At 67.4% G+C, this 26114-nt stretch carries 22 protein-coding genes and 1 pseudogene; 9 read left to right on the plus strand and 14 right to left on the minus strand.

The genetic code is table 11. From position 1 onward, the window contains the following. Nucleotides 1-126: 126 nt before the first annotated feature. A pseudogene (locus P0D77_RS05310) lies at nucleotides 127-1809 on the minus strand (ABC1 kinase family protein); the annotation flags it as partial. Between the two features lie 5 nt (nucleotides 1810-1814). Next, nucleotides 1815-2171, minus strand: a complete 357-nt coding sequence (locus tag P0D77_RS05315; protein ID WP_277555190.1) for an Hsp20/alpha crystallin family protein — start codon at nucleotides 2169-2171, stop codon at nucleotides 1815-1817. Between the two features lie 106 nt (nucleotides 2172-2277). On the opposite strand from P0D77_RS05315, the gene P0D77_RS05320 reads away from it, so the two are divergent. The 3 genes from P0D77_RS05320 (at nucleotide 2278) to P0D77_RS05330 (ending at nucleotide 5780) form a co-directional block, all read left to right on the plus strand. After that, nucleotides 2278-2520 carry a hypothetical protein gene (locus P0D77_RS05320; RefSeq protein ID WP_277555191.1) on the plus strand — a complete coding sequence of 81 codons (243 nt, stop codon included), beginning with the start codon at nucleotides 2278-2280 and terminating at the stop codon, nucleotides 2518-2520. A gap of 72 nt (nucleotides 2521-2592) precedes the next feature. Further along, on the plus strand, nucleotides 2593-3846 hold the full coding sequence (locus P0D77_RS05325; RefSeq protein WP_277555192.1) for a molybdopterin molybdotransferase MoeA: 1254 nt from the start codon (nucleotides 2593-2595) through the stop codon (nucleotides 3844-3846). Further along, the gene (locus P0D77_RS05330) at nucleotides 3843-5780 is read left to right on the plus strand and encodes a molybdopterin biosynthesis protein (RefSeq protein WP_277555193.1); all 1938 of its coding nucleotides are present in this window, start codon (nucleotides 3843-3845) and stop codon (nucleotides 5778-5780) included. The genes P0D77_RS05325 and P0D77_RS05330 overlap by 4 nt, the downstream gene beginning before the upstream one ends. Nucleotides 5781-5825: 45 nt before the next feature. On the opposite strand, the gene P0D77_RS05335 is transcribed toward P0D77_RS05330, so the two are convergent. From P0D77_RS05335 to P0D77_RS05345, 3 genes are all read right to left on the minus strand, one after another. Further along, the gene (locus tag P0D77_RS05335; RefSeq protein ID WP_277555194.1) at nucleotides 5826-6887 is read right to left on the minus strand and encodes a phosphate signaling complex PhoU family protein; all 1062 of its coding nucleotides are present in this window, start codon (nucleotides 6885-6887) and stop codon (nucleotides 5826-5828) included. 256 nt (nucleotides 6888-7143) lie between these two features. After that, nucleotides 7144-8238 (minus strand): Ig-like domain-containing protein, encoded by a 1095-nt coding sequence (locus tag P0D77_RS05340; RefSeq protein ID WP_277555195.1) that lies wholly within the window; start codon nucleotides 8236-8238, stop codon nucleotides 7144-7146. A 20-nt stretch (nucleotides 8239-8258) separates the two neighbouring features. Next, on the minus strand, nucleotides 8259-9479 hold the full coding sequence (locus P0D77_RS05345; RefSeq protein ID WP_277555197.1) for an Ig-like domain-containing protein: 1221 nt from the start codon (nucleotides 9477-9479) through the stop codon (nucleotides 8259-8261). Nucleotides 9480-9595: 116 nt separating this feature from the next. Between P0D77_RS05345 and phoU the strand changes: the two genes are divergently transcribed. Continuing rightward, nucleotides 9596-10267 carry a phosphate signaling complex protein PhoU gene (gene phoU / locus P0D77_RS05350; protein WP_277555198.1) on the plus strand — a complete coding sequence of 224 codons (672 nt, stop codon included), beginning with the start codon at nucleotides 9596-9598 and terminating at the stop codon, nucleotides 10265-10267. A gap of 174 nt (nucleotides 10268-10441) precedes the next feature. On the opposite strand, the gene P0D77_RS05355 is transcribed toward phoU, so the two are convergent. Together P0D77_RS05355 and P0D77_RS05360 are read right to left on the minus strand one after the other, a co-directional pair. Then, nucleotides 10442-11140: a hypothetical protein gene (locus P0D77_RS05355; protein ID WP_277555199.1), complete on the minus strand. Its 699-nt coding sequence runs from the start codon at nucleotides 11138-11140 to the stop codon at nucleotides 10442-10444. Between the two features lie 260 nt (nucleotides 11141-11400). Beyond that, a complete protein-coding gene (locus P0D77_RS05360; protein ID WP_277555200.1) occupies nucleotides 11401-13626 on the minus strand; it encodes a CDC48 family AAA ATPase in 2226 nt (741 codons plus the stop codon). 240 nt (nucleotides 13627-13866) lie between these two features. On the opposite strand from P0D77_RS05360, the gene larC reads away from it, so the two are divergent. Both larC and P0D77_RS05370 read left to right on the plus strand, forming a co-directional pair. After that, a complete protein-coding gene (larC, locus tag P0D77_RS05365) occupies nucleotides 13867-15243 on the plus strand; it encodes a nickel pincer cofactor biosynthesis protein LarC (protein WP_277555201.1) in 1377 nt (458 codons plus the stop codon). Nucleotides 15244-15259: 16 nt separating this feature from the next. Further along, a complete protein-coding gene (locus P0D77_RS05370) occupies nucleotides 15260-15454 on the plus strand; it encodes an FmdB family zinc ribbon protein (RefSeq protein WP_277555202.1) in 195 nt (64 codons plus the stop codon). Between the two features lie 22 nt (nucleotides 15455-15476). Here P0D77_RS05370 and P0D77_RS05375 read toward each other — a convergent pair whose 3' ends face one another. Then, nucleotides 15477-16217, minus strand: a complete 741-nt coding sequence (locus P0D77_RS05375; protein WP_277555203.1) for a hypothetical protein — start codon at nucleotides 16215-16217, stop codon at nucleotides 15477-15479. Between the two features lie 150 nt (nucleotides 16218-16367). On the opposite strand from P0D77_RS05375, the gene P0D77_RS05380 reads away from it, so the two are divergent. From P0D77_RS05380 to P0D77_RS05390, 3 genes are all read left to right on the plus strand, one after another. Then, on the plus strand, nucleotides 16368-18791 hold the full coding sequence (locus P0D77_RS05380; RefSeq protein WP_277555204.1) for a methyl-accepting chemotaxis protein: 2424 nt from the start codon (nucleotides 16368-16370) through the stop codon (nucleotides 18789-18791). Between the two features lie 83 nt (nucleotides 18792-18874). Next, the gene (gene radB / locus P0D77_RS05385; RefSeq protein ID WP_277555206.1) at nucleotides 18875-19567 is read left to right on the plus strand and encodes a DNA repair and recombination protein RadB; all 693 of its coding nucleotides are present in this window, start codon (nucleotides 18875-18877) and stop codon (nucleotides 19565-19567) included. Nucleotides 19568-19722: 155 nt separating this feature from the next. Beyond that, complete coding sequence (locus P0D77_RS05390; protein ID WP_277555207.1) at nucleotides 19723-20100, plus strand: 30S ribosomal protein S8e; 378 nt, start codon at nucleotides 19723-19725, stop codon at nucleotides 20098-20100. A gap of 88 nt (nucleotides 20101-20188) precedes the next feature. Here the strand turns inward: P0D77_RS05390 and P0D77_RS05395 are convergent, their stop codons facing one another. The 6 genes from P0D77_RS05395 to pyrG form a co-directional block, all read right to left on the minus strand. Beyond that, nucleotides 20189-21028: an ABC transporter permease subunit gene (locus P0D77_RS05395; protein ID WP_277555208.1), complete on the minus strand. Its 840-nt coding sequence runs from the start codon at nucleotides 21026-21028 to the stop codon at nucleotides 20189-20191. 69 nt (nucleotides 21029-21097) lie between these two features. Continuing rightward, nucleotides 21098-21433 (minus strand): cupin domain-containing protein, encoded by a 336-nt coding sequence (locus tag P0D77_RS05400; protein ID WP_277555210.1) that lies wholly within the window; start codon nucleotides 21431-21433, stop codon nucleotides 21098-21100. A 354-nt stretch (nucleotides 21434-21787) separates the two neighbouring features. Then, nucleotides 21788-22726 (minus strand): hypothetical protein, encoded by a 939-nt coding sequence (locus P0D77_RS05405; protein WP_277555211.1) that lies wholly within the window; start codon nucleotides 22724-22726, stop codon nucleotides 21788-21790. A gap of 190 nt (nucleotides 22727-22916) precedes the next feature. Further along, nucleotides 22917-23252 carry a DUF7126 family protein gene (locus tag P0D77_RS05410; protein ID WP_277555212.1) on the minus strand — a complete coding sequence of 112 codons (336 nt, stop codon included), beginning with the start codon at nucleotides 23250-23252 and terminating at the stop codon, nucleotides 22917-22919. Between the two features lie 213 nt (nucleotides 23253-23465). After that, nucleotides 23466-24383, minus strand: a complete 918-nt coding sequence (gene guaA, locus P0D77_RS05415) for a glutamine-hydrolyzing GMP synthase (RefSeq protein WP_277555213.1) — start codon at nucleotides 24381-24383, stop codon at nucleotides 23466-23468. Beyond that, the gene (gene pyrG, locus P0D77_RS05420; RefSeq protein ID WP_277555214.1) at nucleotides 24383-26062 is read right to left on the minus strand and encodes a glutamine hydrolyzing CTP synthase; all 1680 of its coding nucleotides are present in this window, start codon (nucleotides 26060-26062) and stop codon (nucleotides 24383-24385) included. Before pyrG ends, guaA begins: the two co-directional genes overlap by 1 nt. Nucleotides 26063-26114 lie beyond the last annotated feature (52 nt).

Here is a 26114-nt window from a genome sequence, read left to right on the forward strand (position 1 = left end):
GTGGCGACCGCCGTCCTCGGTGACGGTTCGTTCGTCTGCCGTCGCTCCCTCGTCGGTGTCGCCGCTCCCCGCTTGGTTCACCGCGCCGGGCATCATCGCGTCGACGGTCCCCGGACCTTCCTCATCTTCGGTCTGCCGGTCTTTGAGGTTCTGCCGCGTGAACTGTGGCTGGGCCCGGAGGCCGCGTTTCTCCTTCGTGAACGAGCGATACAGGAAGAACACCATCGGGAGCGTCGCGACGACGATGGCGACCGAGAGGTACACGTCGAGCATCTCGCCGCCGAACGAGTAGATAATCGCCGCCGACAGCCCACCTACCGCGGTCAGCACGGAGTAGGCGATGCGCTGTGCGAGGCGGTCGAGCACCTTATTATCGTCCTCCAGCGTGACGTTGACCGAGAGGTTCCCCCGCTGAGCGGTGGTGAGAACGTCTTCGAGTTTCGGCGGCACCGTGAACAGCGCTTGTGCCGTCTTCCGGGTCTGCTGGGCGGCGTCGCGGGCGTACCGGCGGGCGGTGTCTTCCAGATACCCCTGCTCGGAGAGATAGTCGGTTGCGACCTCGATGAAGTCGAACTCGGGGTCGAGCGTGACGCACACCCCCTCGACGACGGTCGCGACCCGGAGGACGAGCGCCATGTTCTGCGGCAGGCGAAGCGGGAAGTCGTAGATGGTCGACTCCACCTGTTCGATCACTTGCTGGACGCGGTACTGCTCGATGTCCTCGCCGCGGACGTCCGCGATGGCCAGTTCCATCACGTCGGCCATCACCTGCCGGTCGGCCTCCGGCGAGAGCGTCCCCATCTCGACTAAGGCGTCGAGGATGGCGTCGATGTTCTGGTTGGCGACGGCGATGTAGAAGTCGATTATTTTCTCTTGGATGAACGGGTCCACCTGCCCGGACATCCCGAAGTCGTAGAAGATGATCTGCCCCTGGTCGGTGACAGAGAGGTTGCCCGGGTGGGGGTCGGCGTGGAAGACGCCGTCCTCGGCGATCATCTGGAGGTACACACGCTGGAGCGTCGTCGCCAGTTCCGTCCGGTCGATGCCCATCCGGTCGAGCGCAGCGGTGTCGGAGATTTTCGTGCCGGGGAGGTACTCCATCGTGAGCACGCGCGGGCCCGACGCCGCGGCGACGGGACGCGGGATGACGACGCGGTCGTTGCCCTCGAAGTTCCCTCTGATCTCACTGAGCACCCGCCGTTCGCGGTCGTAGTCCATCTCCTGGTTGATCGTCTTGTCGAACTCTTCGGCGAGGTTGTCGAGCGAGAACGCCTGTCCTTGCCCGACGAAGCGCGTGAGTAGCGGCAGCGACCACTTGATGACGCGGAGGTCCGCCTGCACGAGTTCCTCGATGCCCGGCCGACGAATCTTCACGGCCACCTCCTCGCCCTCGTAAGTGGCGACGTACACCTGCCCGAGACTCGCACCCGAGATTGGCTCGGGGTCGAACTCGTCGAACACCTCCTCGATGGGGCCGAGTTCCTCTTCGAGTACTCGTTTCGACTCGTCCCAGGGTGCGGGCGGCACGTCGTCTTGCAGCGACGACAGCACCTCGATGTACGCCGACGGCAACACGTCGGGTCGCGTCGAGAGAATCTGTCCGAGTTTGATGAACGTCGGGCCGAGCGTCAACAGCGTCTCCAGCAGTACCTCCGCTCGCTGGACCCGCATCTCGCGGGTCACCTCCCGTCCGGATCCGAACAGGATGAACCGCTTGCGGTCGCGTGCGTACGCGAGGATGAGCGGGAGGAACCGATAGATGACGACCGGGAACCGACGGTACGCGCGCAGTGAGGCCAGCGTGATCACCCAGGTTACGCGTCCGAGACCGGGATGGTGTGTTCGGGCGCGGCCGCACGCTTGGGTAGACGGACCGTCAGCACGCCGCGGTCCATCTCCGCGAAACTCTCCTCGTGGGTCGCGTCCGGCGGCAGCGGAATCTCTGCGTCAAGGAACAGCGGCCGGTCCTCCTCGACGTAGCTGAAGTCGGCGTCTGCGGCCTTCTCACGGCGTGCCTCGATGTGGAGGCGGCCCCGTTCGAGCCGAACGTCCGTCGTTTCCGCGCTGGCTCCCGGCAGGTCGACGACGAGGAGGTACGCGTCGTCGCTCTCCAACAGATCCGCGAACACCGGTTCGGGCAGGTCCCGCAGTGCTTCGCGTAGCTTCGACATAGATGGGTGAAAGAGCGGCGCGTCGAAAAAGGCCGCGGTGACGGAGCCTCTCGTGCGTGTCAACCTCACCCATAGATTTTTGAAGACCGATGTGGTGGACACGCGTATGTCAGAGGCGAGCGAGGACCCGGATACGGCCGCGCCGACAGACCGTGGAGGCGACCCGGCGGCGGTCGTTCGCATCGAACCGGACGCGGCAGTGGTGTCGTGGAACGCACCGGTCCCGCCGGACGGCCACGAGGAGGTTCCGGTCGCGTTCCGACCGCTCGCGACCGTGCGGGCCGTGGGCGCTCGGCTTCGAACGCTGTTCACTCGTCGCGGTCGGCGGCGCTCGGGTCCACGGAACTGATCTACCGCCGTTCGCCGTCCCGCAACTCCCCCGACTGCCGTGCTTTTTATCGCGCGGCCGTAACGTCCGTGTATGAGTCACGACCGCACGCGCTCGGGGTTCAAACAGCGCACTCGCGTCGCCGCCGCCCGCGAGCGACTGCTCTCGGCCGTCGACCCGCACGGTCGGACGGAGACGGTGTCGCTCGCGGCCGCGGACGGCCGGGCCGTCGCCGCCGCGACGACCGCGCCGACGCCCGTTCCGGGGTACGACCGCGCCGCAATGGACGGGTGGGCCGTCCGCGCCGCCGACACCTTCGGCGCCTCCGGGAGGTCACCCACCGTGCTGTTCGCCGTCGACGAGGAGGTCGGCCCGGAGGAAGCCGTCCGCGTCCACACGGGGAGTGAACTCCCACCCGGTGCCGACGCCGTCGTCAAAGTCGAGCAAGCCGACGAGGTCGGCACAGAGGTCGAGGTGTTCGACGCCGTCGCCGAGGGCGAGAACGTCGGCCCGACCGGCGAAGACGTCGCCGAGGGACAGACGCTGTACGAACCGCCACACCGCCTGCGCCCGTCCGACCTCGGCTTGCTCCGCTCGGTCGGGATGGACGAGGTGACGGTGGCCGAACGCCCGCGCGTGTCGGTCGTCCCGACCGGCGAGGAACTCGTCGAGTCCGACCCCGCCCCCGGCGAGGTCATCGAGACGAACGGCCTCACCGTCTCTCGACTGGCCGAGCGCTGGGGCGGCGACGCCACCTACCGGGACATCGTCACCGACGACGAAGACGCTCTCCGCCGGGCGATCGAACGCGACCTCGACCACGACGTGGTCGTCACCACCGGCGGGTCGTCGGTGGGCGAACGCGACCTCATCCCCGAAGTCGTCGACGAGATAGGTGAGGTGTTGGTCCACGGCGTCGCCCTCAAGCCGGGCCACCCGGTCGCACTCAGCGTCGTCGAGGAGACACCGGTGATTATGCTGCCGGGCTATCCGGTCGCGTGCATCGTCAACGCCGTGCAGTTCCTCCGGCCTGTGGTCCGCGAACTCGGGTCGCTCCCGCACGACCCACCGCCGACGCGACGGGCGACGCTGACGCGGAAAGTGTCCTCGGAACCGGGCGTGCGGACGTTCGCCCGCGTGAAACTCGACGAGACAGACGACGGTGACGGCGGCGATGGCGACGCTGCCGACGGCCCGACCGTGGCGGCGACGCCGACGCGCGCCTCCGGGTCGGGGATGCTCTCGTCGGTCGCACTGGCCGACGGGTGGGTGGTCGTCCCCGAGTCGCGTGAGGGCATCGACGCCGGCGAGACGGTCGACGTCGAACTGTGGGAGGTGAACGAATGAGCGACCGCAAGGAGTTCCGCGACCTCGCAGACCCCGAGGAGGCGCACGAGGCCATCGAGTCGCTGGATCTGACCCCCGTCCCCGAGACGGTTCCCCTCGACGACGCCCGCGGCCGCGTGTTGGCCAAACGGATCGACGCCGAACTCGACGTGCCGGGGTTCGATCGGGCGTCGATGGACGGCTACGCCGTCCGCGCCCGCGACACCTTCGGCGCGGACGAAGCCGACCCCGCGACGCTCGATCTGATCGGCGCGGTCCACGCGGGCGCGACGCCCGAGGTGACGGTCGACCCGGGCACCTGCGCGGAGATATCGACGGGTGCGGTGATGCCCGACGGCGCGGACGCGGTCGTGATGGTCGAGCGAACGACCGAGATGACGGGCGAGGACGGCGACGACCGCATCGAGATCCGCACGTCGGTCGCACCCGGCGACCACGTGATGTTCGCGGGCGCCGACATCGCCGCAGGCGGTCGGGCACTCGGCCCCGGAACCGAGATCACACCCCGTGAGATCGGGTTGCTGTCGGCGCTCGGCGTCGACGAGGTGCCCGTCCGTGGGAAGCCGACCGTCGGCATCGTCTCGACGGGCGACGAACTCGTCCGTCCCGGCGACGACCTCCACAGCGAGCGCGGACAGATCTACGACGTGAACAGCTACACCATCGCCGCGGGCGTCGAGGAGGCCGGCGGCGAGGCGCGACTGTACCCCCACGCGGGCGACGACTATGACGAGATGGAGCGCCTGCTCGTCGAGGCCAGCGAGGAGTGCGATCTGGTGTTGTCGTCGGGGTCGACCTCCGCCTCCGCCGTCGACGTCATCTACCGCGTCATCGAAGACCGGGGCGAACTCCTCCTCCACGGCGTCTCGGTGAAGCCGGGCAAGCCGATGCTCGTCGGACGGGTCGGCGACTCCGCGTACGTCGGTCTCCCCGGCTACCCGGTGTCGGCGCTGACCATCTTCCGCACGTTCGTCGCGCCGGCGATTCGGGGGGCGGCCGGGAAGCCCGAACCGCGAACCGCGACCGTGACCGGCCGGATGGCCGTCGAGGAGCGCTACTCGGAGGGGCGGATGCGACTGATGCCCGCGGGACTGGTCAACGACGAGAGCGGCGAGACGCTCGTCTACCCCGTCGACAAGGGGTCGGGAGCGACGACGAGCCTCGTGGAGGCGGACGGCGTCGTCGTCGTCGACGCCGACACAGAGTACCTCGCGGCCGGCGAGGCGGTCGAGGTGACGCTGTTCTCGCCGGACGTGCGCGCCCCGACGCTGCTCGGCGTCGGCGAGGACGACCCCGCGCTGTCGCGACTGCTCGACCGCGTCGAGCGCCCGCGCTACCTCCCGGTCGGCTCTCGGGAGGGCCTGCGTCGCCTGCGCGACGGCCTCCCGGACGTGGCCGTCGTCGCCGGGCCGACGAGTCGCGACGCCGTCGCCACGCGTGACCCAACCGGGAACGGCGACCCCGAACCCGCCGAGACGCTCGGCGCGTGGACCCGCGAGTGGGGGCTCGTCGTCCCGACGGGCAACCCCGACGACGTGACGGGTCTCGCGGACTTGGTCGACCGCGACCTGCGGTTCGTCAACCGCGACTCGAACTCCGGACTTCGGGTCAGCCTCTCGAACGCACTCGCGGACCTTGCTGAAGAGCGCGGAACGACCCGCCGCGAGGTGACGGAGGCGGTCGACGGCTTCGACCGCGCGGTCCGCGCCCACGAGTCGCCCGCCCGGCGCGTCCTCGCGGGCGACGCCGACGCCGGCCTCGGCCTCCGTGCGACCGCCGAGCGACTCGGCGCGGGGTTCCTCTCGCTGGGCACACAGGAGGTTCGTGTGTACGCCAACCCCGGCCGGACCGGGAAGCCGGGCGTTGACCGCCTGCGAACCGCCATCGCCGACGCCGACGACGTGTTCGCGTCGCTGGCGGGGTACGAGCGATAGCGTACGAGAGAGAAAAGTAACTGCGTCGAACGGCGTTCGCGAGGCTTACGGCGTCGGTGCGGCCTTCTGGAGGGCGGTCTCTGCGATGTTGCCGCCGTAGTCGGCCGAACGAGAGACGGAGTCGACGATGAGGCCGAGCAACTGCGCTTGCGCCGGATCGAGACCGCGCAGGAGTTCGTCGATCTCACGGGCCCGTTCGTCGACGCCGCGGACCGCGGCGCGGGCGTCGTTCGCCAGCGTCGTCGCCTCGGCGCTGTCGTCGGCGAACAGCGCCTCCATCGCCTGGTCGACGACTTCACGGGCGTCCTCGTCGAGTTCTCGCAGCGCCTCGACGAACTCCTCGGGGAGGTCGGTGATGTTGCCCTCGGGCGTCCGCGGCTCTTCGTCACCGACGACCGCCGCCTCCTCACTACCGAGGAGTTCGAGCGTGAGGTGGGCGATCTTGGTCGCGTGGTCGGCCACCCGCTCCAACTGGCGGGCACTGGAGTGGTAGTCGAAGCAGATCTCCCGCGAGAGACCGATGTCCTCGGCGGCCTTCGGCGTCCGCAGGGTCGCACGGAAGATACGCGAGACGACCATGTACAGGCGGTCGACGTCGTCGTCGCGCTGGATCACGTCGAGCGCCATATCCTCGTCGCTGGTGGTGAGCGCGTCGACGGCGTCCTCGAGCATCGAGACGGCGATGAGGCGCATCCGAGAGACGGCGTTGTGGATCGACAGTTCCGAGGAGTCGAGCAGATCGCGGATGACGACGCGGTCGCGCGTCTCCTCCAGTACCTCTAGGCCGACGAGGCTCTGGACGGAGTCGCGGATCGTGCGCCGCTGGTCGTTCGTGATCCGGGGAGCCTCCAACGCGATAATGTCGAACCCTGAGACGTACATCGTCATCACCGCGCGGGTGAGTTGGTCGCCTGTGAGGTCGCCGACGTCGAGCGTTCCCTCGGTTCGCCCCTCTTCGGTCACGGGCGTCAAGAACAGCGAGTCCCCCTCGGGGTAGAACTCCACCTCGGTCCCCGCGCTCACGTCGTTGTCGGTGGCCCACTCCTTCGGAATGGACACCGTGTACGTCGACCCACCGGTGACTTGCACCTTCCGTGTCTCGACCATTGTCGGACGTTCGCATCGGTTGCAACTTAACTCTACCGAGTATCTATATATATTTGGCAGCAGTCGACGTGTTTCGATCAACCGCTATTCCTGGTGCCGATCTCTCGAACCTGGCTTGCTATCTCGATGCAGTCTATTGATCACGACTCCAGAGTCTTCCAGAGGTGTAGATATCTCGCCCGGTGAGGCGCGATAATCAGCCAAATCCGGGGCAACACGGTTATCGTCTGGTTATCTATATATTTCCAGCAGTGTCTCAGGTCGACGGGCCGAGCGGTCTGACCGTCACCGAGACGCCCGCATCCGTTCGGGTGACGACCACGGGGCCGACAGGCGGACACAGGGCCCAGTCGATCCGTTCGGTTCGGCCGTCGTACTCCAGTCGGAAGGTGTAGCGGGTCGCCGGTGGAACGACTGCCCGCGCGACCGTGTCCGAACCGCCGCGCAGCGTCACCGAGTCCTCGAAGCGGTCGACGCCGTCGGCTTCGACCACGACGCCGACGGTCGTTGCGGTCGTTCGGTCGTTGCGAACGCGCAGGTCGCGGACCAGCAAGTCGCACAGGAATCGCGGTCGCTCACCAAGATGGAGGACCAAGACGCCGTCGACGAGCGGTTGCCACCGAACTGGCTCGACGTCACTCCCGTCGACGGTCGCGACGAGTCGCACGGGCGACTGTGGTACCCGCAGCGGCAACAGAAGCCGACTTCGGCTGGGAACGTCGATGCTGGCGCTCGGTGGGTCGTCGCCGTCGGCCATCGCCACCGTGACGCGCCGCGCTGACCCCGGGTTGTCTACGAGTAACCGGAGCGACCACCCCTCCTCGGTGACCAACTCACCGCTCGACTCCGCGACGAACGACAGCGCTCGCTCGGTGTCGAACGCGTCGAAGTGACTGATTCCCGCGTCAAGGTCGACGCCGAGGTGCCCGGCGTCGTCGGTCGCACTCCACGCGAACGAGGCGTCGCGCCCGTCGGCTGCGGCCACACGCACTGCGTACGTTCGGGCCGCACCGAACACGCCCGAGAGCCGTCGTTGTATCGCGCCAGGCACGCGAACCGCTCGGTCGAAGACTGTCTGTTCGCCGTCAGTGACTCGCACGCGGACGCGAATTGCGGTGAGTCTACGATTTCCGAGAATCAGGTCACGAGGTTGGTCGAGGGCGTCCGACGCGTCTGCGCCGTACGGCGTCGGCGTCGCCGTCGCGGTCGGCGTGTCCGTCGGCGTCGTCTCCAGCGCTGGGTTGACCGTCCGAGCGCCGTCGCCGTCTCGGTCGCCGATTCCGGAACAGCCGGCGAGTGCCGTGCCGGTCAGCGTCGCGAGGCTCGCCCGCAGGACGCGCCGCCTGTGCATACCCGTGTCTCGGGCCGCGGCTACAAGAAGCCGCCCCGCCCGAACGACTCACTCGCCGTCTCGGTTGCGTTCGCCGTCTCGCTGGGCGGTTCCGTGACGGCGTCCGGCGGCGTCCCCGTCGGCGTCTCGCCTTGCTGTTCCCCGTCCGATGGCGACCCGACGGACCTGCTCTCGACGGCGATGCCGTCCTCGCCGACGGTGACGACGAACGGACCGTCGGCTGGACACCGACTGAGCGTCCGCCGGGCGTCGAGCCTCCCGTGACGAACGCTGACGACGTACGTTCCCGCCGGCGGAACTGCTGTCGGGATACGGACGTTCCCGCCTGGGGGTGGATACGTGGTTCGGTCGAGGACTCGCTGTCCGTCGGCGTCGACGGTGATCGTGACGCCGTCTCCGGGGCCGCTCCCAGTGGCGTTCTCGACGACGACGTCACGGATGAGCAGGTCACAGACGAGTCGCGGCGCCGAGTCGAGGACACAGTACAGCGCGCCGTCCTCGAACGGTCGCCACCTCCGGCGGTCCGTCCCGTCGGGCGTCTCGGCGGCGACGACGAGTTGCCCTCGGGGGACCGACAGCGGAAGCGGGACTCGTGATCGGGGTGGGACGCGGAGGTCGATTCCGGCCGAACTGTCGCCGTCGGAGGCGGTGAGTCGCAGGCGGCCACCGTCGCCGGGCGTGTCGACCACCAGCAACGCGCCGGCGGTGGCGGGCGTGTTCGCCAGTAATCCGCCGGTCGACCCCTCGATGAACTCCCCGGCGGCCGACACCGGAAACGTGTCGCGGACGCTGATGCCGCCGTCGAGGTCGACGCCGAGGTGGTCACCGCCGGGACCGGGTCGCCAGTCGAAGCGCCGTGCACGACCGTCGGCGGTGGTGACCGAGGCGGTGAACGTCCGGGCGGCCCCGAAGACGCCGCCGACGGTCCGGCGAGTCGCCGGCGGGACGCGAAGCGTCTGCTGGAAGACGGGTGTGTCGGACTCGCTGATTGACACTGTCACCCACTCCGGGCGGACGAGTTGGTTCGTCACTACCAGTGACCGAGACCGCTCCAGACTGTCGGCGTCGCCAGCCCCGAACGCCGTCCGTGCAGGCGTCGCGGTCGGCGTCTCAGTCGGCGTCTCTCGCAGTGCCGGGTTCACCGTTCGCGCGTCGTCTCCACCTGTGCCCGAACAGCCAGCGAGTGCAGTGAGTCCTGCCAGTCCCGCGGCAGCAGTCCCGAGGAACCGGCGTCGCTCCATACTGTTGGTACGTGGTCCCCCCACATCAATTCACAGACGTATCGTAGCCATCGGGAACGGGACTGGGCGTTCACCGAAGCCGAACCTTTACACGCTGGCGGCGGGCCATTTCAGCTATGCCCAGACAACAGTATCAAGAACAACTCGAGGAACTGCGCGAGGACGCACTCTATATGAGCGAAATCGTCGCAGAGCGCCTGCGGATGGGGATGGATGCACTCGCCGACAAAGACGAGGACCTCGCCAACCGGGTCATCGACGAAGACGACGAGGTGAACCAACTGTACCTCGAACTCGAACAGGACTGCGTCGACCTCTTGGCGCTCCAACAGCCAGTCGCGGGTGACCTCCGATTCATCGCGGCGACGTTCAAGATCATTACCGACCTCGAACGCATCGGCGACCTCGCGACGAACCTCGGGGAGTACACCCTGCAGGCCGAACGCGACGTGTTCCCCGACGTCGACGTCCAACGAATCGGCGAGGCGACGCTCGATATGCTCGACCACGCGATGACGGCCTACGCCGAGGAGAACCCCGACGCCTGCTTCGCCGTCGCCGCGGACGACGACGACATCGACGAACTCTGCTCGGTCGCGAGTACAGACGTGATGCGCGAACTCATCCAGCGCGAGGGCGTCACCGAAGACGACGTCGAGCAGATGATGACGGACGTCTCGCGCCTGCTCCTCACTATCCGTGACCTCGAACGCGTCGGCGACCACGCGGTCAACATCGCCGCGCGGACGCTGTACATGATCGAGAACAACGACGAACTGATCTACTAACCGACCGCGTTTTCCGGGGCTTCGTGCGCTTCCGGCGCCCTCTGGCCCGGCATACTCACTCGCTGCAAGCAGACTCTGAGCGTTCGACTCCGACGGAGCCCAGCAGAGCGACTCTGTTGCTGCGAGATGGGTGGCCCGGGATCCTCGCCCGACCCCACCCGACTCGGCGTGGACTCAGATGAGCGCGACGATGATGCTGTAGGCGACTGCGCCGGCGACGAACGATAGGAACCGACCCCGTTGCGGGTGCGGAAGCTCCTCCTTGATGACGTTGAGGATGATGCCGCCGGAGACGAACGCGAACAGCCCGGTGATGACGAGTGGCCGACCCAGCGTGGCCAACCCCACCGCGGCACCAACGAGGGTCGCACCCGCGAGCACCCACCGCCCTACGCGATCATACGCTGCTTCCAGGTGCCGACGTATCCCGTGATCGGTGATGCTGAAGTGCAGTCCCATCGCGACCGTGTACAACAGGAGGTTGAGGACGCCCGGGAGCTCTTGGTGAAACAGCAGATAGCCGATGAGAGCGCTGTAGAGGGCAAACACCCCGATGTAGCCCCAGAGCACGGCCGGCGGCGCCGCTGACCGCTCGGGCGTGTATCGCGCGATGATGACCTCCAACCCATAGAACACGATGAATCCGGCGAGTGCAACCCCGTAGATGGCCTCCTCGGTGAGCGTGCCCGCGGTAACGCTCGGATGCTCGGCCGCGAAGTGTGCGACTTCGGGCAGCAGCAGGACGAACACGTAGGCGACGGCCGCGCCTCCGGCGGCCGACAGCGCCGATCGACCCGGTCCCGTATCGGCATCAACTCCCTCGCCGACGAGCAGGTGGATCGTCGCCAGGGCGACGGCTGACAGCGCGGCCACGATCGGGAGCGACTCGAACGGTATCCCCGGACCCTGTGACGCCCACAACATTTCTGCTACGTGACTTGTCGCCTTCGGAGATAGTCTTTGACCCGCTCGTCGGTGGGGGCCGCACGCCGAGAGCACGCGTCGACGTGGCCGAGTATCCCCTTACCTCGCCAGTCAGTAATAAGCAGTGCCACGGGTGTCGAGCGAGGCGACGGCCTGCGAGAACGTGAAAACGCGCTGCGACCGAAACGCGGTGGTACCGGAACGCAGTGCTACTGGAAGCCGATCCGCCCGCTGCGGTCGGCGCGGAGGCTGTCGGTGCCGCCGCCCTTGAACTGCTCTTCGATGTCCGCGTAGTAGTCCAAAATCGCCTCGGAGATGGTCGGGCGAACCGACTCCATCGCCTTCTCGAAGTGGCGCATCTGGACCGCCTCGGCGTCGTCGTCCTCGCGCAGTGCCTGAATGGCGGCCTCGCGAGCGATCGACTCCAGGTCGGAGCCGACGTAGCCGTCGGTTCGCTCTGCGAGTTCACGCAGGCTCACGTCCGTCCCCAGCGGCGTATCGCCGGTGTGAATCTTGAGGATCTGTTCGCGACCCTCCTCGCTGGGCTGACCGATCATCACGAGGCGGTCGAACCGCCCCGAGCGGATGAGGGCCGGGTCGATCATGTCGGGGCGGTTCGTCGCGCCGATGACCATCACGTTGCCCATCTCTTCGAGGCCGTCGAGTTCCGTGAGCAGTTGGTTGACGACACGCTCAGAGACGTTGTTCCCCATCTCCTGTCCCCGACTCGGAGCCAGCGAGTCGAGTTCGTCGAAGAAGATGATCGTCGGCGAGACCTGCCGCGCCTTGCGGAACGTCTGCCGGATCGCCTTCTCCGATTCACCCACCCACTTCGACAGCAGTTGCGGGCCGCGCACCGAGATGAAGTTCGCGTTCGTCTCGTTGGCGACGGCCTTCGCCATCAGGGTCTTCCCCGTCCCCGGCGGGCCGTACAGGAGGACGCCCTTCGGGGCCTCGATGCCCATCCGCTCGAACTTCTCGGGCGTGGTGAGCGGCCACTCGACGGCCTCTTTCACCTGCTGTTGGGCGTCGTCGAGGCCGCCCACGTCCTCCCACGTCACCTTCGGGAGTTCGACGAGCACCTCCCGCATCGCAGACGGCTCCACCTCCGCGAGGGCGCTCTGGAAGTCCGTCCGTTTGACGATCATCCGGTCGATGAGGCTCGGCGGGATGTCTTCCTCGTCCAGATCGATTTCCGGAAGGTAGCGCCGCAGTGCCTTCATCGCGGCCTCCTTCGTCAGGCTCTCGATGTCGGCCCCGACGAAGCCGTGCGTCTCGTCGGCGAGACGGTCGAGGTCGACGTCGTCCGACAGCGGCATCCCGCGGGTGTGAATCTGGAGGATCTCTTTGCGACCCACCTCGTCGGGGACGCCGATCTCGATCTCGCGGTCGAAGCGACCGGGACGACGGAGCGCGGGGTCGACGCTGTCGACGCGGTTCGTCGCCGCGATGACGATGACCTGCCCGCGCGTCTCTAGGCCGTCCATCATCGTCAGCAACTGAGCGACTACGCGGCGTTCGACCTCGCCGGTGACGTCCTCGCGTTTGGGTGCGATGGAGTCGAGTTCGTCGATGAAGATGATCGACGGCGACTCGTCTTTCGCGTCCTCGAATATCTCGCGTAACTGCTGTTCGGACTCGCCGTAGTACTTCGAGATGATCTCGGGACCGGCGATAGAGAAGAACGACGCGCTGGTCTCGTTGGCGACGGCCTTCGCGAGGAGGGTCTTCCCGGTGCCGGGCGGGCCGTGGAGGAGGACGCCCTGCGGGGGTTCGATCCCCAGTTTCTTGAAGATCTGGGGGTGTTTCATAGGCAGTTCGACCATCTCGCGGACGCGCTGGATCTCCTGTTGGATGCCGCCGATGTCCTCGTAGGTGATGCCACCGCCAGTCTTCTCGAATCCGGAGATTGGCTCCTCGCGGAGTTCGACCTCGGTGTCCTCGGTGATCAGACAGACGCCCTCGGGTTCGGTGTCGACGGCGATGAGCGGGATAGCCTGCCCCGGAGAGCGCATGAACGGGTGGTTCGTGCTGCTCATCACGGGGACGATGTCGCGTTCGACGACGGGCCGCTTGAGGATCTGGCGTTTCACCATCCCCGCGGCGTCGGAGCCGAACTGGACGGACGCCTCCTCGGGCGGCGCGAGCGTCAGTTTCTCCGCCTTCTTCGCCTCTGCCTTCCGGATCGTGACGCGTTCGCCGATACCGACGTCGGCGTTCTGCCGCGTGAAGCCGTCGATGCGGACGGTGTCGGTGTTCCAGTCCTGTCGGTCGGCACGCCACACCTTCGCGGCGGTCGTCTCCGCACCCTCGATCTCGATGATATCGCCCGGCGAGAGCTTCAGGTGTAACAGCGTGTCCGGGTCGAGGCGAGCGATCCCTCTGCCGGAGTCGTTCGGGTATGCCTTTGCGACTTCGAGTTGAACTTCATTCATGATCTGGTGACGGGGGTTCGTTCAGGATACGTCGGTCCGGACGGCGGTTAAGCCCTCCGCTGCGCACCGTGCGGCCGGAACGTGGTGATTCGCTTGCCGCGACGGCGACGCAGGACGTGCTAGACTATCGCACGATATGTGGTGGGGACTGAAAACACCACCGACGAGACAGTCCACCCGGCACGGGGTCGCCCACCTCGTGGCGGTAGCGACTTGACGACGCGCGGCTACGTCCCACGTATGCGAACTATCGCCTTCGACGGTCGGATGGGCGCCGCCGGCGACATGCTCTTGGGTGCACTCGTCGCCGCCGGCGGTGACCCGGACGTCCTCGCGTCTGTCGAGGACGCTGTCCCGGTCCGCTACGAGTTCGAATCGGTCGACAGAAACGGTATCGCGAGCACCCGGGCGCGGGTCCGCCACCGCGATGCGGAGACGGAACACACCGATGCGGACGACGCGGGCGACGCCGGAGAGGACGACCATCACCACTCCGATGGGCACGACCACTCTCACGACGACCACGACCATTCTCACTCGCACAGTCACGACGACTCGCACGACCACAACCACAACGCCGAGGGCCACGGTCCACAGCGAACGTACGCCGAGGTCGTCACACTCGTCGAGGGGATGACGATACCCGAGACCGTCCGCGAAGACGCACTCGCCGTCTTCGAGATACTCGGTGAGGCGGAGGCGGCCGTCCACGGCTCCGACCTCGACTCGACCCACTTCCACGAGGTCGGCGCAGACGACGCTATCGCGGACGTCGTCGGCGCGTGCTTGCTGTTCGACGACTTGGACCCCGACCGCGTCGTGACGACGCCGCTGGCGACCGGGGGCGGCGAGGTGGAGTTCAGTCACGGCGTCTACCCCGTCCCGGTCCCAGCGGTCGTCGAGGTGGCCGAACGCGCCAAGTGGTCGCTGCGCGGCGGCCCGGTCGACGCGGAACTGTTGACGCCGACGGGCGCGGCCATCCTCGCACACTTCGCCGAGGGTGTCGAGCGCCTCCCGTCGCTTCGGGTCGAGCAGTCCGGCTACGGTGCGGGTGGGTGGACGTTCCCCGAGCGACCGAACGTCCTCCGCGCGGTCGTCGGCGAGGCCGAACGCGGCGACCTCGCTCGCGACGACATCGCCGTCTTGGAGACGAACCTCGACGACGCCCCGCCGGAACTGCTCGGCGGTCTACAGGAGACACTCACGGACGCCGGGGCCCGCGACGTGACCGTCGTGCCGACGACGATGAAGAAGTCCCGTCCGGGCCACCTCGTGAAAGTGATCTGCAAGCCGGAGGACGCCGACCGCGTCGCCCGCCGACTCGCCGAAGAGACGGGGACGCTCGGCGTCCGCGAGGGCGGCGCGACCCACCGCTGGGTCGCCGACCGCGCGTTCGAGACAGTCGCGGTCGACCTCGACGGCGACGCGCACGAGGTGACGGTGAAGGTCGCGAGTGACGCCGAGGGCGTCGTGTACGACGTGAGCGCGGAGTACGACGACGCCGCCACGGTCGCACACGAGACTGGTCGCCCAATTCGGGAGGTGAGTCGCCGGGCAGAGGCCGTCGTCCACGACCGGATCGATGCGGCGGGAACCGAGGAGACGAGCAAGGACTGAACAACGGAGGGCGAATATGAGCACGAACGACGACATCCACGACACCGACGACACCGAGGCGTACACCTGCGACAACTGTGGCACCCGATTCAGTCGGTCGGATGCGACACGGACAGAGACGATGGGCGGCTTGGACGCCGACACGTGGCAGACGCTGTGCTGTCCGGTCTGTGGGGCGCGAGTGAAGACGGTGTTCGTCCGCGACTCCTGAACGGTCGGTCGCGACTCTCCTGCTACGACTCCCGGTGACTGTCGACGGCCTCGCCGAGTGTCACCTCTCCCAACGCGACCTGCCGAGCGAGGTTGTCGTCGATGGTGAGGTCGCCGCCGGAGCGGTCGCGCGACTCGGCTTTGATCCGCTGGAGTTCGCCCGCGGTCGGTTCGACGTCGCGCGATTCCACCGGATCGCCCTCCAGTCGGGCGATGTTGACCGCCGCGAGAACGTCCGCCATCCCCTTGCCGCTCGCGCCGCGCCCGAGGGTCGGCGTCGTCCCCGACTCGTCGACGAGTTCGACCGCGGCGTCGTCGAGGGCGTTGACGATGCGAGCGCTCCGCAGACGGTCGCCGTCGCCCACGCGGACGAGGGCGTCGGGTTCGCTTTCGATTTCCCGGCAGATGGTGTCGACCGTCTCGGCGAGGGGGACGTGGAACGCCGCGACGACCGTCTCACCGGCACACACCGCGATCCCCGGCTGTTCACCGGGGTCGACGCCGACCACGATCCGGTCGTCGCCGTCGCGAAGGCCACCGAGTGCCTCCTCGACGCCCACACGAATGTCGTCGGCGGTGGTGGTCACGTGCGCGACTGACTCCTCGCGGTAACTGAGTCGGTCGTGGGGTGCAGAGATGACCACGGACGCACGCTCGGGAAGATCCGTTTCCGGTTCGCAGGTGGTGAACGTCGCGCCACGCTCGCGGAGTTCGTTCACCGCCGCGTGGTACAACGCAAAGTCGTCTGTGACGACTACGATCACAGCCTCCGATAGGGTGGTCGGTGGCTTGACCGTGTCGTCGCGATCTGGGGTGATGGCCGACCGAGACGTGAAAAATCTGTCACTGCGAGTTGCAGCCGCGATAATTTGGAAGGTACTGTTAAACGGTCGCTTTGGAGATTGCCGGTAATTATGGGAGAAAAGTCGGGGTCCAGCGTGGGGGCGAAACTCGTCCCGGACCTGATCAGAGGCGGGATTATGCGGAAGTTCGCGGCGGTGTTGCTCGTCCTCGTCATCGCGACCGGCGCAGTCGGCGCGTACACCGTCACCGAGTCAACGGCGGAGATTCACGACGATGTCCACACCGAACTCTCGATGGTCACCGCGTTGGAAGCGGGTGAACTCTCCGAGTGGATGGGTAACCGCGAGACGGCGACGCGAATGATCTCTGAGTACCAGGACGTCCGCGAGGGCAACCTCGGGAAACTCCAGCCCGTGTTCACGGCGGAACTCCGGTCGCTTCCCGACGACGTACACGCGATCCACTACGTCGACACGGAATCGGGAACGGTGCTCGCGTCGAGTGAGCGGTCGCTCGAGGGTGAGTCGATCGCCGCGGCGAACGTCGCGTGGGCACCCGACCTCGCGCCCGCGTCGGCCGACCGGACGGCGACCTCCTCGGTGTACGAGACCGACGAGGGGTCGATGGTCGGGTTCGTCAGTTCCGTCCCCTCTGCACCGCACCGAGCGGTCGTTCTCGTCGCCAGCGTAGAACAGATCGCCTCGGGCTTCCACAACCCGATCGAGGGTGGATTCACGCAGGTCATCTCGAAAGACGGGACGGTGCTGATGGCCGAGGACGGCGACGCTGTCGGTGAGGCCTACCTCGGCGCGAGCGACGACGCGTTCCGCCGCGCACTCGGCGGCAACGAGGTCGTGACCGAGGAGTCCTCGCTGGAAGGCGCACTCGACACCGAACTCGTCGTCGCGTACACCCGCGTACCCGGGACGACGTGGGTCATCGCGGCGCACGCGCCGGCGGCCCAGGCGTTCGCGCTGGCGGGTGCCGTCCGCCTCGACATCCTCCTGCTCATCGGGACGGCACTCGCCGGGTTCCTGCTGATGGGTGTGCTCGTCGCCAAGCCGACTGGTGACGCCCTCGACGACCTCAGCGACCGGGCACGAGCGCTCGGATCGGGTGACTTGGACGTCTCCGTCTCGACCGGCCGTATCGACGAGATCGGAACGCTGTACGGCGCCTTCGGCGATATGCGCGACGACCTCGACGAGCGGATCGAGCAGGCGCGAACCGAGCGCGAACGCGCTGCCGAGGCGAAGGCGGAGGCGGAGAGCCTCGCAGAGTCGCTGGAGCGTCGCGCGGGACAGTACGGCGAGGCGATGTCGCAGTGCGCCGACGGAGATCTCACCGTCCGCCTCGACGAGGGCTCCGACCACGAGGCGCTGGCGGACATCGCTCGCGCGTTCAACCGGATGGTCGACGACTTAGAGGAGACGGTCGGCACCGTCCGGGCGTTCGCCGACGAGGCCGACGAGCGCTCCGCGGCCGTCGCCACCGGCGCGGATCAGATCGAGTCCGCGAGCACGTCAGTCAGCCGTGCGATGACCGACGTGGCCGCCGCCAGCGACGAACAGGCCGACCGTCTCGGCGAGGTGACTGGCGAGATGAGCGGCCTCTCGGCGACCGTCGAAGAGATCGCTGCCACCGCCGCGGACGTGTCGGAGGTCTCGTCGCAGGCGGCCGACAGTGCGACCCGCGCGGGCGACGCCGCCGAGGACGCACTCGACGCGTTCGGCGAGGTCGCGGACCACACCGACCGCACGGCCGAGGAGGTCGACCGCGTCGCCGCCGAGATGGAGGAGATCACCGAGGTCGTCGACCTCATCGACGGCATCGCCGAGCAGACGAATCTGCTCGCACTCAACGCCTCCATCGAGGCCGCCCGCGCCGGCGACGAGGGCGACGGCTTCGCCGTCGTCGCCAGCGAGGTGAAGACGCTCGCTGAGGAGACGAGCGAGGCGACCGACGACATCGCAGACCGCATCGAGACGCTCCGCGAGGCGTCGGCGGCCGCCGCCGAGGATATGGCCGCGACCGAGGCCGTCGTCGAAGACGGCGTCGAGGTCGTCGAAGACGCGCTATCGGCGGTCGAGACCGTCGAGGACCGCATCGAAGACGCCAACGACGGCGTCGGCTCGATCGACACCGCGACCGACGACCAAGCGGCCACCACGGAGGAAGTCGTCGCGATGGCCGAGGAGGTGGCCGACATCGGCACGCAGACCAGCGACGACATCGACGACGCTGCGGCGGCCTCACAAGAACAGACCGCGGCGGTCGCGGAGGTGAGCGACGCCGCCGAGACGCTCTCGGGCCGGGTCGAAGACCTCCGAGCGCTCGTGGAGCGGTTCGAGGTGGACGACGTGAACGACGACCTCGTCGACGCTGAGGCGGGAACGGCGGCGGACGTGGTCGACGGCGCCGGTTCGGCGGCGGCACCGGCCGAGAGTGGGTACGACTCTGGCGTCGCGATGACCGACGGCGACGGCTTCGAGTTCGGCCCCGACCGCGCCGACGGCGTCGACAGCGACGACTGACTGACGCGACCGCGACGACTGGCTGACTCCCGTCACGCCGCGCACTCGGGAGGTTTTTGCCCGGTGACGACTCAGCCTCGTCCGTGACCGAGTTCCTCACGACCGGCAGTGCCGCCCTCGACGACCTCCTCGGCGGAGGCATCGAGCGTGGCGTCGTCACGCAACTGTACGGCCCGCCGGCGTCGGGGAAGACGAACCTCGCGCTGACCGCGGCCGCCGAGGTCGCCGCAGACGGCGGATCCGTCCTCTACATCGACACCGAAGACCTCTCGATGACGCGCTTTCGCGACATCGCGGAGGCCCGCACCGACGAAGCCGTCGAGACGGTCGCCGGGCGACTCGTCGTGAGTCAGGCGCTGAGTTTCGAAGAACAAGGCGAGGCGGTGAAAGACGCCGAGGGCCTCGCCGACGGCGTCGACCTGATCGTCCTCGACTCCGCGACCGGGTTCTACCGACTGGAACGCACCGAGGACTCCCGCGGCGGCGAGTCCGTCCGTGAGGTGGCCCGCCACGTCACGCACCTGCTGTCGCTGGCGCGGAAACACGACCTCGCTGTGCTCATCACGAACCAGGTGTTCACCGACCCCGACGCCGACCGCGACCGACCGCTCGGCGGCAACACGCTCGAACACTGGACCGGCGTGATCCTCCGACTGGAGCGGTTCCGCGGCGGCAACCGACGGGCGACGCTGGAGAAACACCGCTCTCAGCCGGCGGGTGGCTCTGCTCGCTTCCAGATCACCGAGGCGGGCGTCGAAGACGCTACGGAACCGTGAGGGGCCGTCGTAGCGGTCGCGGACGACACTGCGTGCTGACGCCGCGAGCGTCGACGCGTCGTCCTCGTCGCGCGCGTCGTTCCCCGGGGACGCCCGCGAGCGGCCGTGTGGTTCGATTCGAGCGATTCAAGTAGCCGCGTAGGGTTCTACCGGCTATGAAAGATCAGAGCGGACGCAGGAAGCGGAAGCGGACCGGCGGTCGACGACGACCCTCCAGCAACAAGAAGCGACACGAACTCGGCCGCGAACCCGCCGAGACGACCGTCGGTGAGCCGCGATTCCAGGTCATCGACTCCCGCGGCACCAACGAGAAGACCCGCGCGCTCTCCACGAACGTCGCGCAGGTCGCCACTGGCGGCGAGACCGTCGAAGCCGAAATCGAGGGCGTCGACGAGAACCCCTCGAACGTGAACTACGTCCGCCGGAACATCATCACGAAGGGCGCGGTCATCTCCACCAGCGAGGGTCAGGCCCGCGTCACCTCCCGTCCGGGGCAGACCGGACAGGTCAACGCCGTCCTCCTCGACGAGTAAGCCGTTCCGTCTCCGTTTCTCCGCAGACTCACGGTCCGACCAGCGACGGCACTCGCTCGTCTCAGATGCGTGTCGAGGTTCGATCGCTTCACTCGACGTCCGCACGGGCGAACCGCCAGTATCCCAACGCCAGTGGGACGACGATCCAGGCCACGAGAATCGGAATCCCGACCCAGTCTTGGACGTACGCCGAGCCCTGACTCGGGTAGAACGTCAGATCGCGATACGCGGGGATCGCCGCCCGCGACGCCTTCATGAAGGCGGTCGAGGGGTTGAGCATCCCGAGGAAGTTGAACCAGTCGGGGAATCCGCCTGCGGGTGGCTCCCCACCGTAGAACACGCCCTGGATCAGATACAGGCCGATGTCCCACCCGATGATGAACAGCGCGTAGAGACCGCCGGCGACGCTCAGCGCGTCGAGTCGCGACGACATCGCACACGACGCGCCGGTCGCGATAGCGACGTACACGCCGCCGTAGACGACCGTGAGGACGGCGTACCCCACGAACACGCCGACCGCGAACGACTCGTACGTCGCCAGCGCGATGGCCGCGACCACCGCGTACCCCGCGAGGACGCCGACGGCGACGACGGCCGTCCGCCCGACGAACTTGCCGAGCAACACCTCGCCTCTCGCGTTTGGCAGTCCGAGCAACAGGCGGAGGCTCCCGCTCTCGCGCTCTCCCGCGACGGTGTCGTACGCGACGAGTAGTCCGATCAGCGGGATCAACAGCACCGCTGGCTGACGCATACTGTTCAACAGCGCCAGCGTCGCCGGGTCGATGGGACTGTCGCGGTACGGTCGCGGGATCCACTTGATCGCCGCCTGGAAGCCGGCGAACGCGACAAACAGCAGTGTCGTGGAGGCGAGGACGAACGACCGGATCGAATCGGCGAAGTCCTTGCGGACGACCGCGGTGAAGGGCATTACCGTACGGTAGATGTATCTACAGTTTGAAACTACCGGAGATCGGACGGGGCGGCGGTATCTGTCGCCTCAGCCGCTCCCGGGAAGCGGACAGAGACTCGCGGTGAACGCGACGACCTCGTCCGTCTCGTTTCGCGCGCCGTGAACGTCGCCGCGTTCGTGGAGGACGACGCCCGGCGCATCGATCGCTTCCTCGTCGTCGTCGCGCACGACCGTCACCGTGCCCTCGAGGACGTGGAAGACGTTGGTGCTGTCGGCGTGTTCGTGCGGGTCGAGTTCCGCGCCGGGGCCGAGTGCGAACAGTTTCACGAGGACGTCGTCGGTGACGACCAGTTCCGCCGTCTCGATTGCTCCTTCGTCGGGAGCGAGGTCGGCGAGTGCGTCCGCGTACACGTCGAGTGTCATAGTCGAACGTCACCGCCGGGTGACAAAAGCGTGCGGAACGGGGAGGTGCTATCCGATCCGCTCCCTCCCGTTCCACTCCGATGTGTGTCGCCGTCCCGTGTGCGTGGTGAGCCACTCGTCTCGCGTTGGCTCCGTGTTCCGTCGTGGGAAACGGGTGACAGCCGTCCCCGTCGTGTGCCTCTCTGGTGGCAGTGTCCGGGGGTTCGGTTCCCCGGTCGCGTGTGTCAGCGTCGACGGCGGCCGCCCGGCGCGTCGCCGAACGGGTGCGTGACCTGGCATTCCCGAAGGAACGTCGGTCGCGCAGTCACCGTCTCGAGTCGTGGAGGGCGCTCGTCAGCAGGTGGGTCAGACTACTTACCGGCCGTTGCCGTTGCCGTTGTTGCCGCTGTTACCCTGCGCCTCGTCGTCATCGTCGTCCTCTTCCTCGTCGTCTTCTTCCTCTTCCTCGTCATCGTCCTCCTCTTCGTCAGCCTCGTCGGCTTCGTCGGTGTCGGACTGCTCGCTGTCGTCCTCGTCGGCTTCGTCGGTGTCGGACTGCTCGCTGTCGTCCTCGTCGGCTTCGTCGTCAGCGTCCGGACCCTTGTTCTCCGGCGGGCCGCGGTCATCGTCCTTCGGACCAGCGTCCTCGGGCGGGCCGGTCTCGCTGTCGTTCTGCGGGCCGACGTCGTCGGGCTTGCCAGCGTCCTCGGGGGCGTTCCCGTTGCCAGCGACCGCGCTGACGGCCTCACCGAGCGTCTCGGCGTCGCTGTCGCCGTTGAAGTAGTCGGTGATCGCCTGCAGGACCGACTTCGCGTTGTCTGAGGCGTCAGCGGGCAGGTCGAACGACGGGCCCTCGCTCTCCTCCGTCTCGTTCTCTTCCGTCTCGTTCAGGTCGGTCTCGTTGGTGTCTGTCTCGTTCTCCTCAACGTACGCGAACTCGCCATCGACGAACGTGAGCGAGCCATTGTCCAGTGCGTACGTGAACTCGGCCGTCACGTTGTCGCCGGTGGCGACCACGGTGAAGTTCTCCGTCTCGGAGTCGTTCACGTCGAAGGCCACGCTCCCGTTCGCGTCGGTCGTCCCGACGGACGCACCGTCGACGGTGACGCCGAGTCCGGAGACGCCCGAACTGTTGTTCGTCACGGTGAACGTCACCGTCCCGTTGTCGTACGACGCGGTCGCCGCGTAGTCGTCGACGTCCTCGGCGGTCGCAGCGGTCGTCGCCCCTGTACTCGAACTCGTCGCGGCCGCGCCCACACCGGCGCTCACGAGGAGCGCAGCGAGGCCGACCGCGAGCAGTTTCCTGGCGTTCATCTCGATTCAGCCCACGACCTCCGGTATAAAGAAGGGGATTCACGCCCAACTCGGATTTCTAGGTTTGAAGCGCTGTGAAGCCGAATTAAGTCGAATTAAGCAGTCGGGAGCGGTAGGTTCGGGTTACGTGCCCGGGTGGGCGCCGCAACGCGGCGGTTCGGTCGGCCGAGACCTGCGGCGCGGCCAGCGTTCACTCGGCGCTGGCGAGTTCGTCGGCGACGACGTCTGCGGTGAGGAGGTCAGGGTCGACCGCGAGGTCGGCCTGCCCTTTCGCGTACTCGGGGAGGGAGTCGGTCGAGTAGACGACTGCGCGGACGTCGGGGTTGCGCTCTTTCGCGACGGCGATACCCGTCGCCTCCTCGAGGTCGGTGAGGACGAACAGCGACGTCTCCTCGATGCCCGCGTCGTCGAGCCTGCCGCCGGTCACCGGGCCGTCGATGCGGGTGACGGGCACGTCGAGCGACTCCAGTTCCGTGCCGAGGCCCTCCGTATCGGGCCCGGCGACGATGGCAGAATGGTCGGTCATTACCGGGTGGGAGTCCGCCGTCGGGGATAAGTCTCGTGTCTCGACTATGATCAGTGGACCGTGCTGCTGACGGTGACACCGTGTTCGTGACGGGCAACACCGCGGAAGCCCCGCGGTCGGACGGGCGGGCGTCGCGGCTGCTCGCTTGGCGTGTACGAACCGCGGTCGGCGGAGATGGACGCGGAGAAAGCGGAGAACGGACCGTCGACCGAGTTACTCGTACTCGATGGTCGCGGGCGGCTTGTGCGTCACGTCGTAGACGACACGCGCCACGTCGTCGTTCTTCCCGGTGATGCGCGACTGGATGCGCTGGAGCGTCTCCCACGGGAGGTTCTGCGCCCGCGCGGTCATCCCGTCGCGCGACTCCACCGAGCGAACGGAGACGACCCAGCCGTGGACGCGGTTGTCGCCTTTCACACCAGTCGCTTTCCCGATGACGGCGGCAAACGCCTGCCACGGGTCGTGTTCTTCGACTTCCTCCTCGACGATGTGGTTCGAGTCGCGAGCGACGCGGAGCTTCTCCTCGGTCACCTCGCCGATGATGCGGACGGCGAGACCGGGGCCGGGGAAGGGCATCCGCTCGGAGATGACGGCTTCGAGGCCGAGTTCGCGAGCGACCGCTCGCACCTCGTCTTTGTACAGGTCGCGCACGGGTTCGACGATGCCGTCGAAGTCGACCACGTCGGGCAGGCCGCCGACGTTGTGGTGGGACTTGATGTTGCCCTCGCTCTCGATGCGGTCGGGGTAGATGGTACCCTGCACGAGGTACTTCGCGTCCGTCTCTTTCGCCTCGCGTTCGAACTCACGGATGAACTGCTCGCCGATGGCGTGGCGCTTCTCCTCGGGGTCGGTGACGCCCGACAGGGCGTCGAGGAAGCGCTCTTGCGCCTCGACGACCTCCAGCGACTCCATGAACGCGAACGTCTCGCGGATCTGCTCGGTCTCGCCTTTCCGCATCAAGCCGGTGTCGACGTACACCGGCGTCAGTTGCTCGCCGATGGCCTCGTACGCCAGCGCCGCCGCAACCGACGAATCGACGCCGCCCGACAGGGCAATGATGGCGTTCGCGTCGCCGACGGCTTCCCGAATTTCCTCGGTCGCCTCCTGGATGAACGAGTCGACGTCGACCATCAGACGGTCACCTCCTCGTCGTCGCGGTCGCCGGTGTGTGGCGTCGCGTCACCCGCCGGGTCGGTCCCGTCGAGGACCGCGTCCAACAGGCCGACGAACGGTGGCGAGGCGCGGTCGGGACGCGAGCGGAACTCGGGGTGGAACTGCGTGCCGATGAAGTACGGGTGGTCGTCGCGTTCGAGAATCTCCATACGTGGCCCGGCGGTCCCCGAGAACGTCAGCCCATCGGCTGACAGGTCTTCGATGTAGTTGGGGTTCACCTCGTAGCGGTGACGGTGGCGCTCGGTACAGGAGGTGCCGCCGTACAGTTGTGCGGCGAGTGTACCCCCTTCGATGTCCGTCTCGTGAGCGCCGAGTCGCATCGTCCCGCCCATGTCCTCCTCCTCGTGTTGCTCCGGCAGGAGGTCGATGACCGGATACGGCGTCTCCGGTTCGAACTCCGCGGAGTCGGCACCCTCCCAGCCGAGGACGTTGCGCGCGTGTTCGACGACGGCCATCTGGAAGCCGAGACACAGGCCCAAGAACGGAACGTCGTTCTCGCGGGCGTAGCGCACCGCCTCGACTTTCCCCTCCGTGCCGCGGGAGCCGAACCCACCGGGGACGACGACGCCGTCGGCGGATTCGAGGCGCTCGCGGTGGTCGCCGTCCGCCTCGTCGGCGTCGACCCAGACGACGTTCACGTCGACCCCGTGTTCGAGACCGGCGTGTTTCAGCGCCTCGTGGACGCTCATATACGCGTCTTCGAGGTCGTACTTGCCGACGAGGGCGATGTCGACCTCGCCGCTCCGTTCGCGGGTGACGAGGTCGCGCCACCGCGTCTCGCGGTCGGCGTCGGGAAGCGCCTCCTCTGCGAGGCCCAACCGCTCCATCACGTACTGATCGAGGCCCTCGTCTTCGACGGTGAGAGGGACGTGGTAGATGTCTTCGACGTCGGGATTCGAGAAGACGGCCTCGGTGGGCACGTCACAGAACAGCGCGATCTTCTCTTTCGTCTCCGGGTCGAGTTCGTTGTCACAGCGCCCGACGAGGATGTCCGGTTGGAGACCGATCGAGCGGAGTTCCTTCACCGAGTGCTGGGTGGGCTTGGTCTTCTGCTCGCCGTTCTTCGAGTAGGGGACGAGCGTGACGTGGGTAAACAGAATGTCCTCGTCGTCTTCCTCGTGGGCGAACTGGCGGAGGGCTTCGAGGTAGGGCATCCCCTCGATGTCGCCGACGGTGCCACCAATCTCGACGAGACAGACGTCGGTTCCTTCGGCGGCCTCGCGGATACGCCGCTTGATGTCGTCGGTGATGTGCGGGATGACCTGGACGGTCTTCCCGAGGTAGTCGCCGGCGCGTTCCTTCTCGATGACGTGCTGGTACGTCTTCCCCGTGGTGATGTTGTGGTCGGAGGTCATGTCCGACCCGAGGAAGCGCTCGTAGTTCCCCAAGTCGAGGTCCACCTCGCCCCCGTCTTTCAGCACGTACACTTCGCCGTGCTGATACGGGTTCATCGTCCCGGCGTCGACGTTGAGGTACGGGTCGATCTTGACCGCCGTCACGTCGAAGCCGGCGTTGGCGAGCAACCGTCCGGTCGAGGCGGCGGTGATGCCCTTCCCCAGCCCGGACATCACCCCGCCCGTGACGAAAATGAACTTGCGACCCAGCGACGGGTCGTACCCCGTTTGTTCGGTCGGCATACTGACCGTCCGGTGAGATGGTGGAAAACCGTTTCGGAGCGGTGCTGCGCCT

Origin of the sequence: Halobaculum limi (assembly GCF_029490015.1) — an archaeon.
GTDB classification, from domain to species: Archaea; Halobacteriota; Halobacteria; order Halobacteriales; family Haloferacaceae; genus Halobaculum; species Halobaculum limi.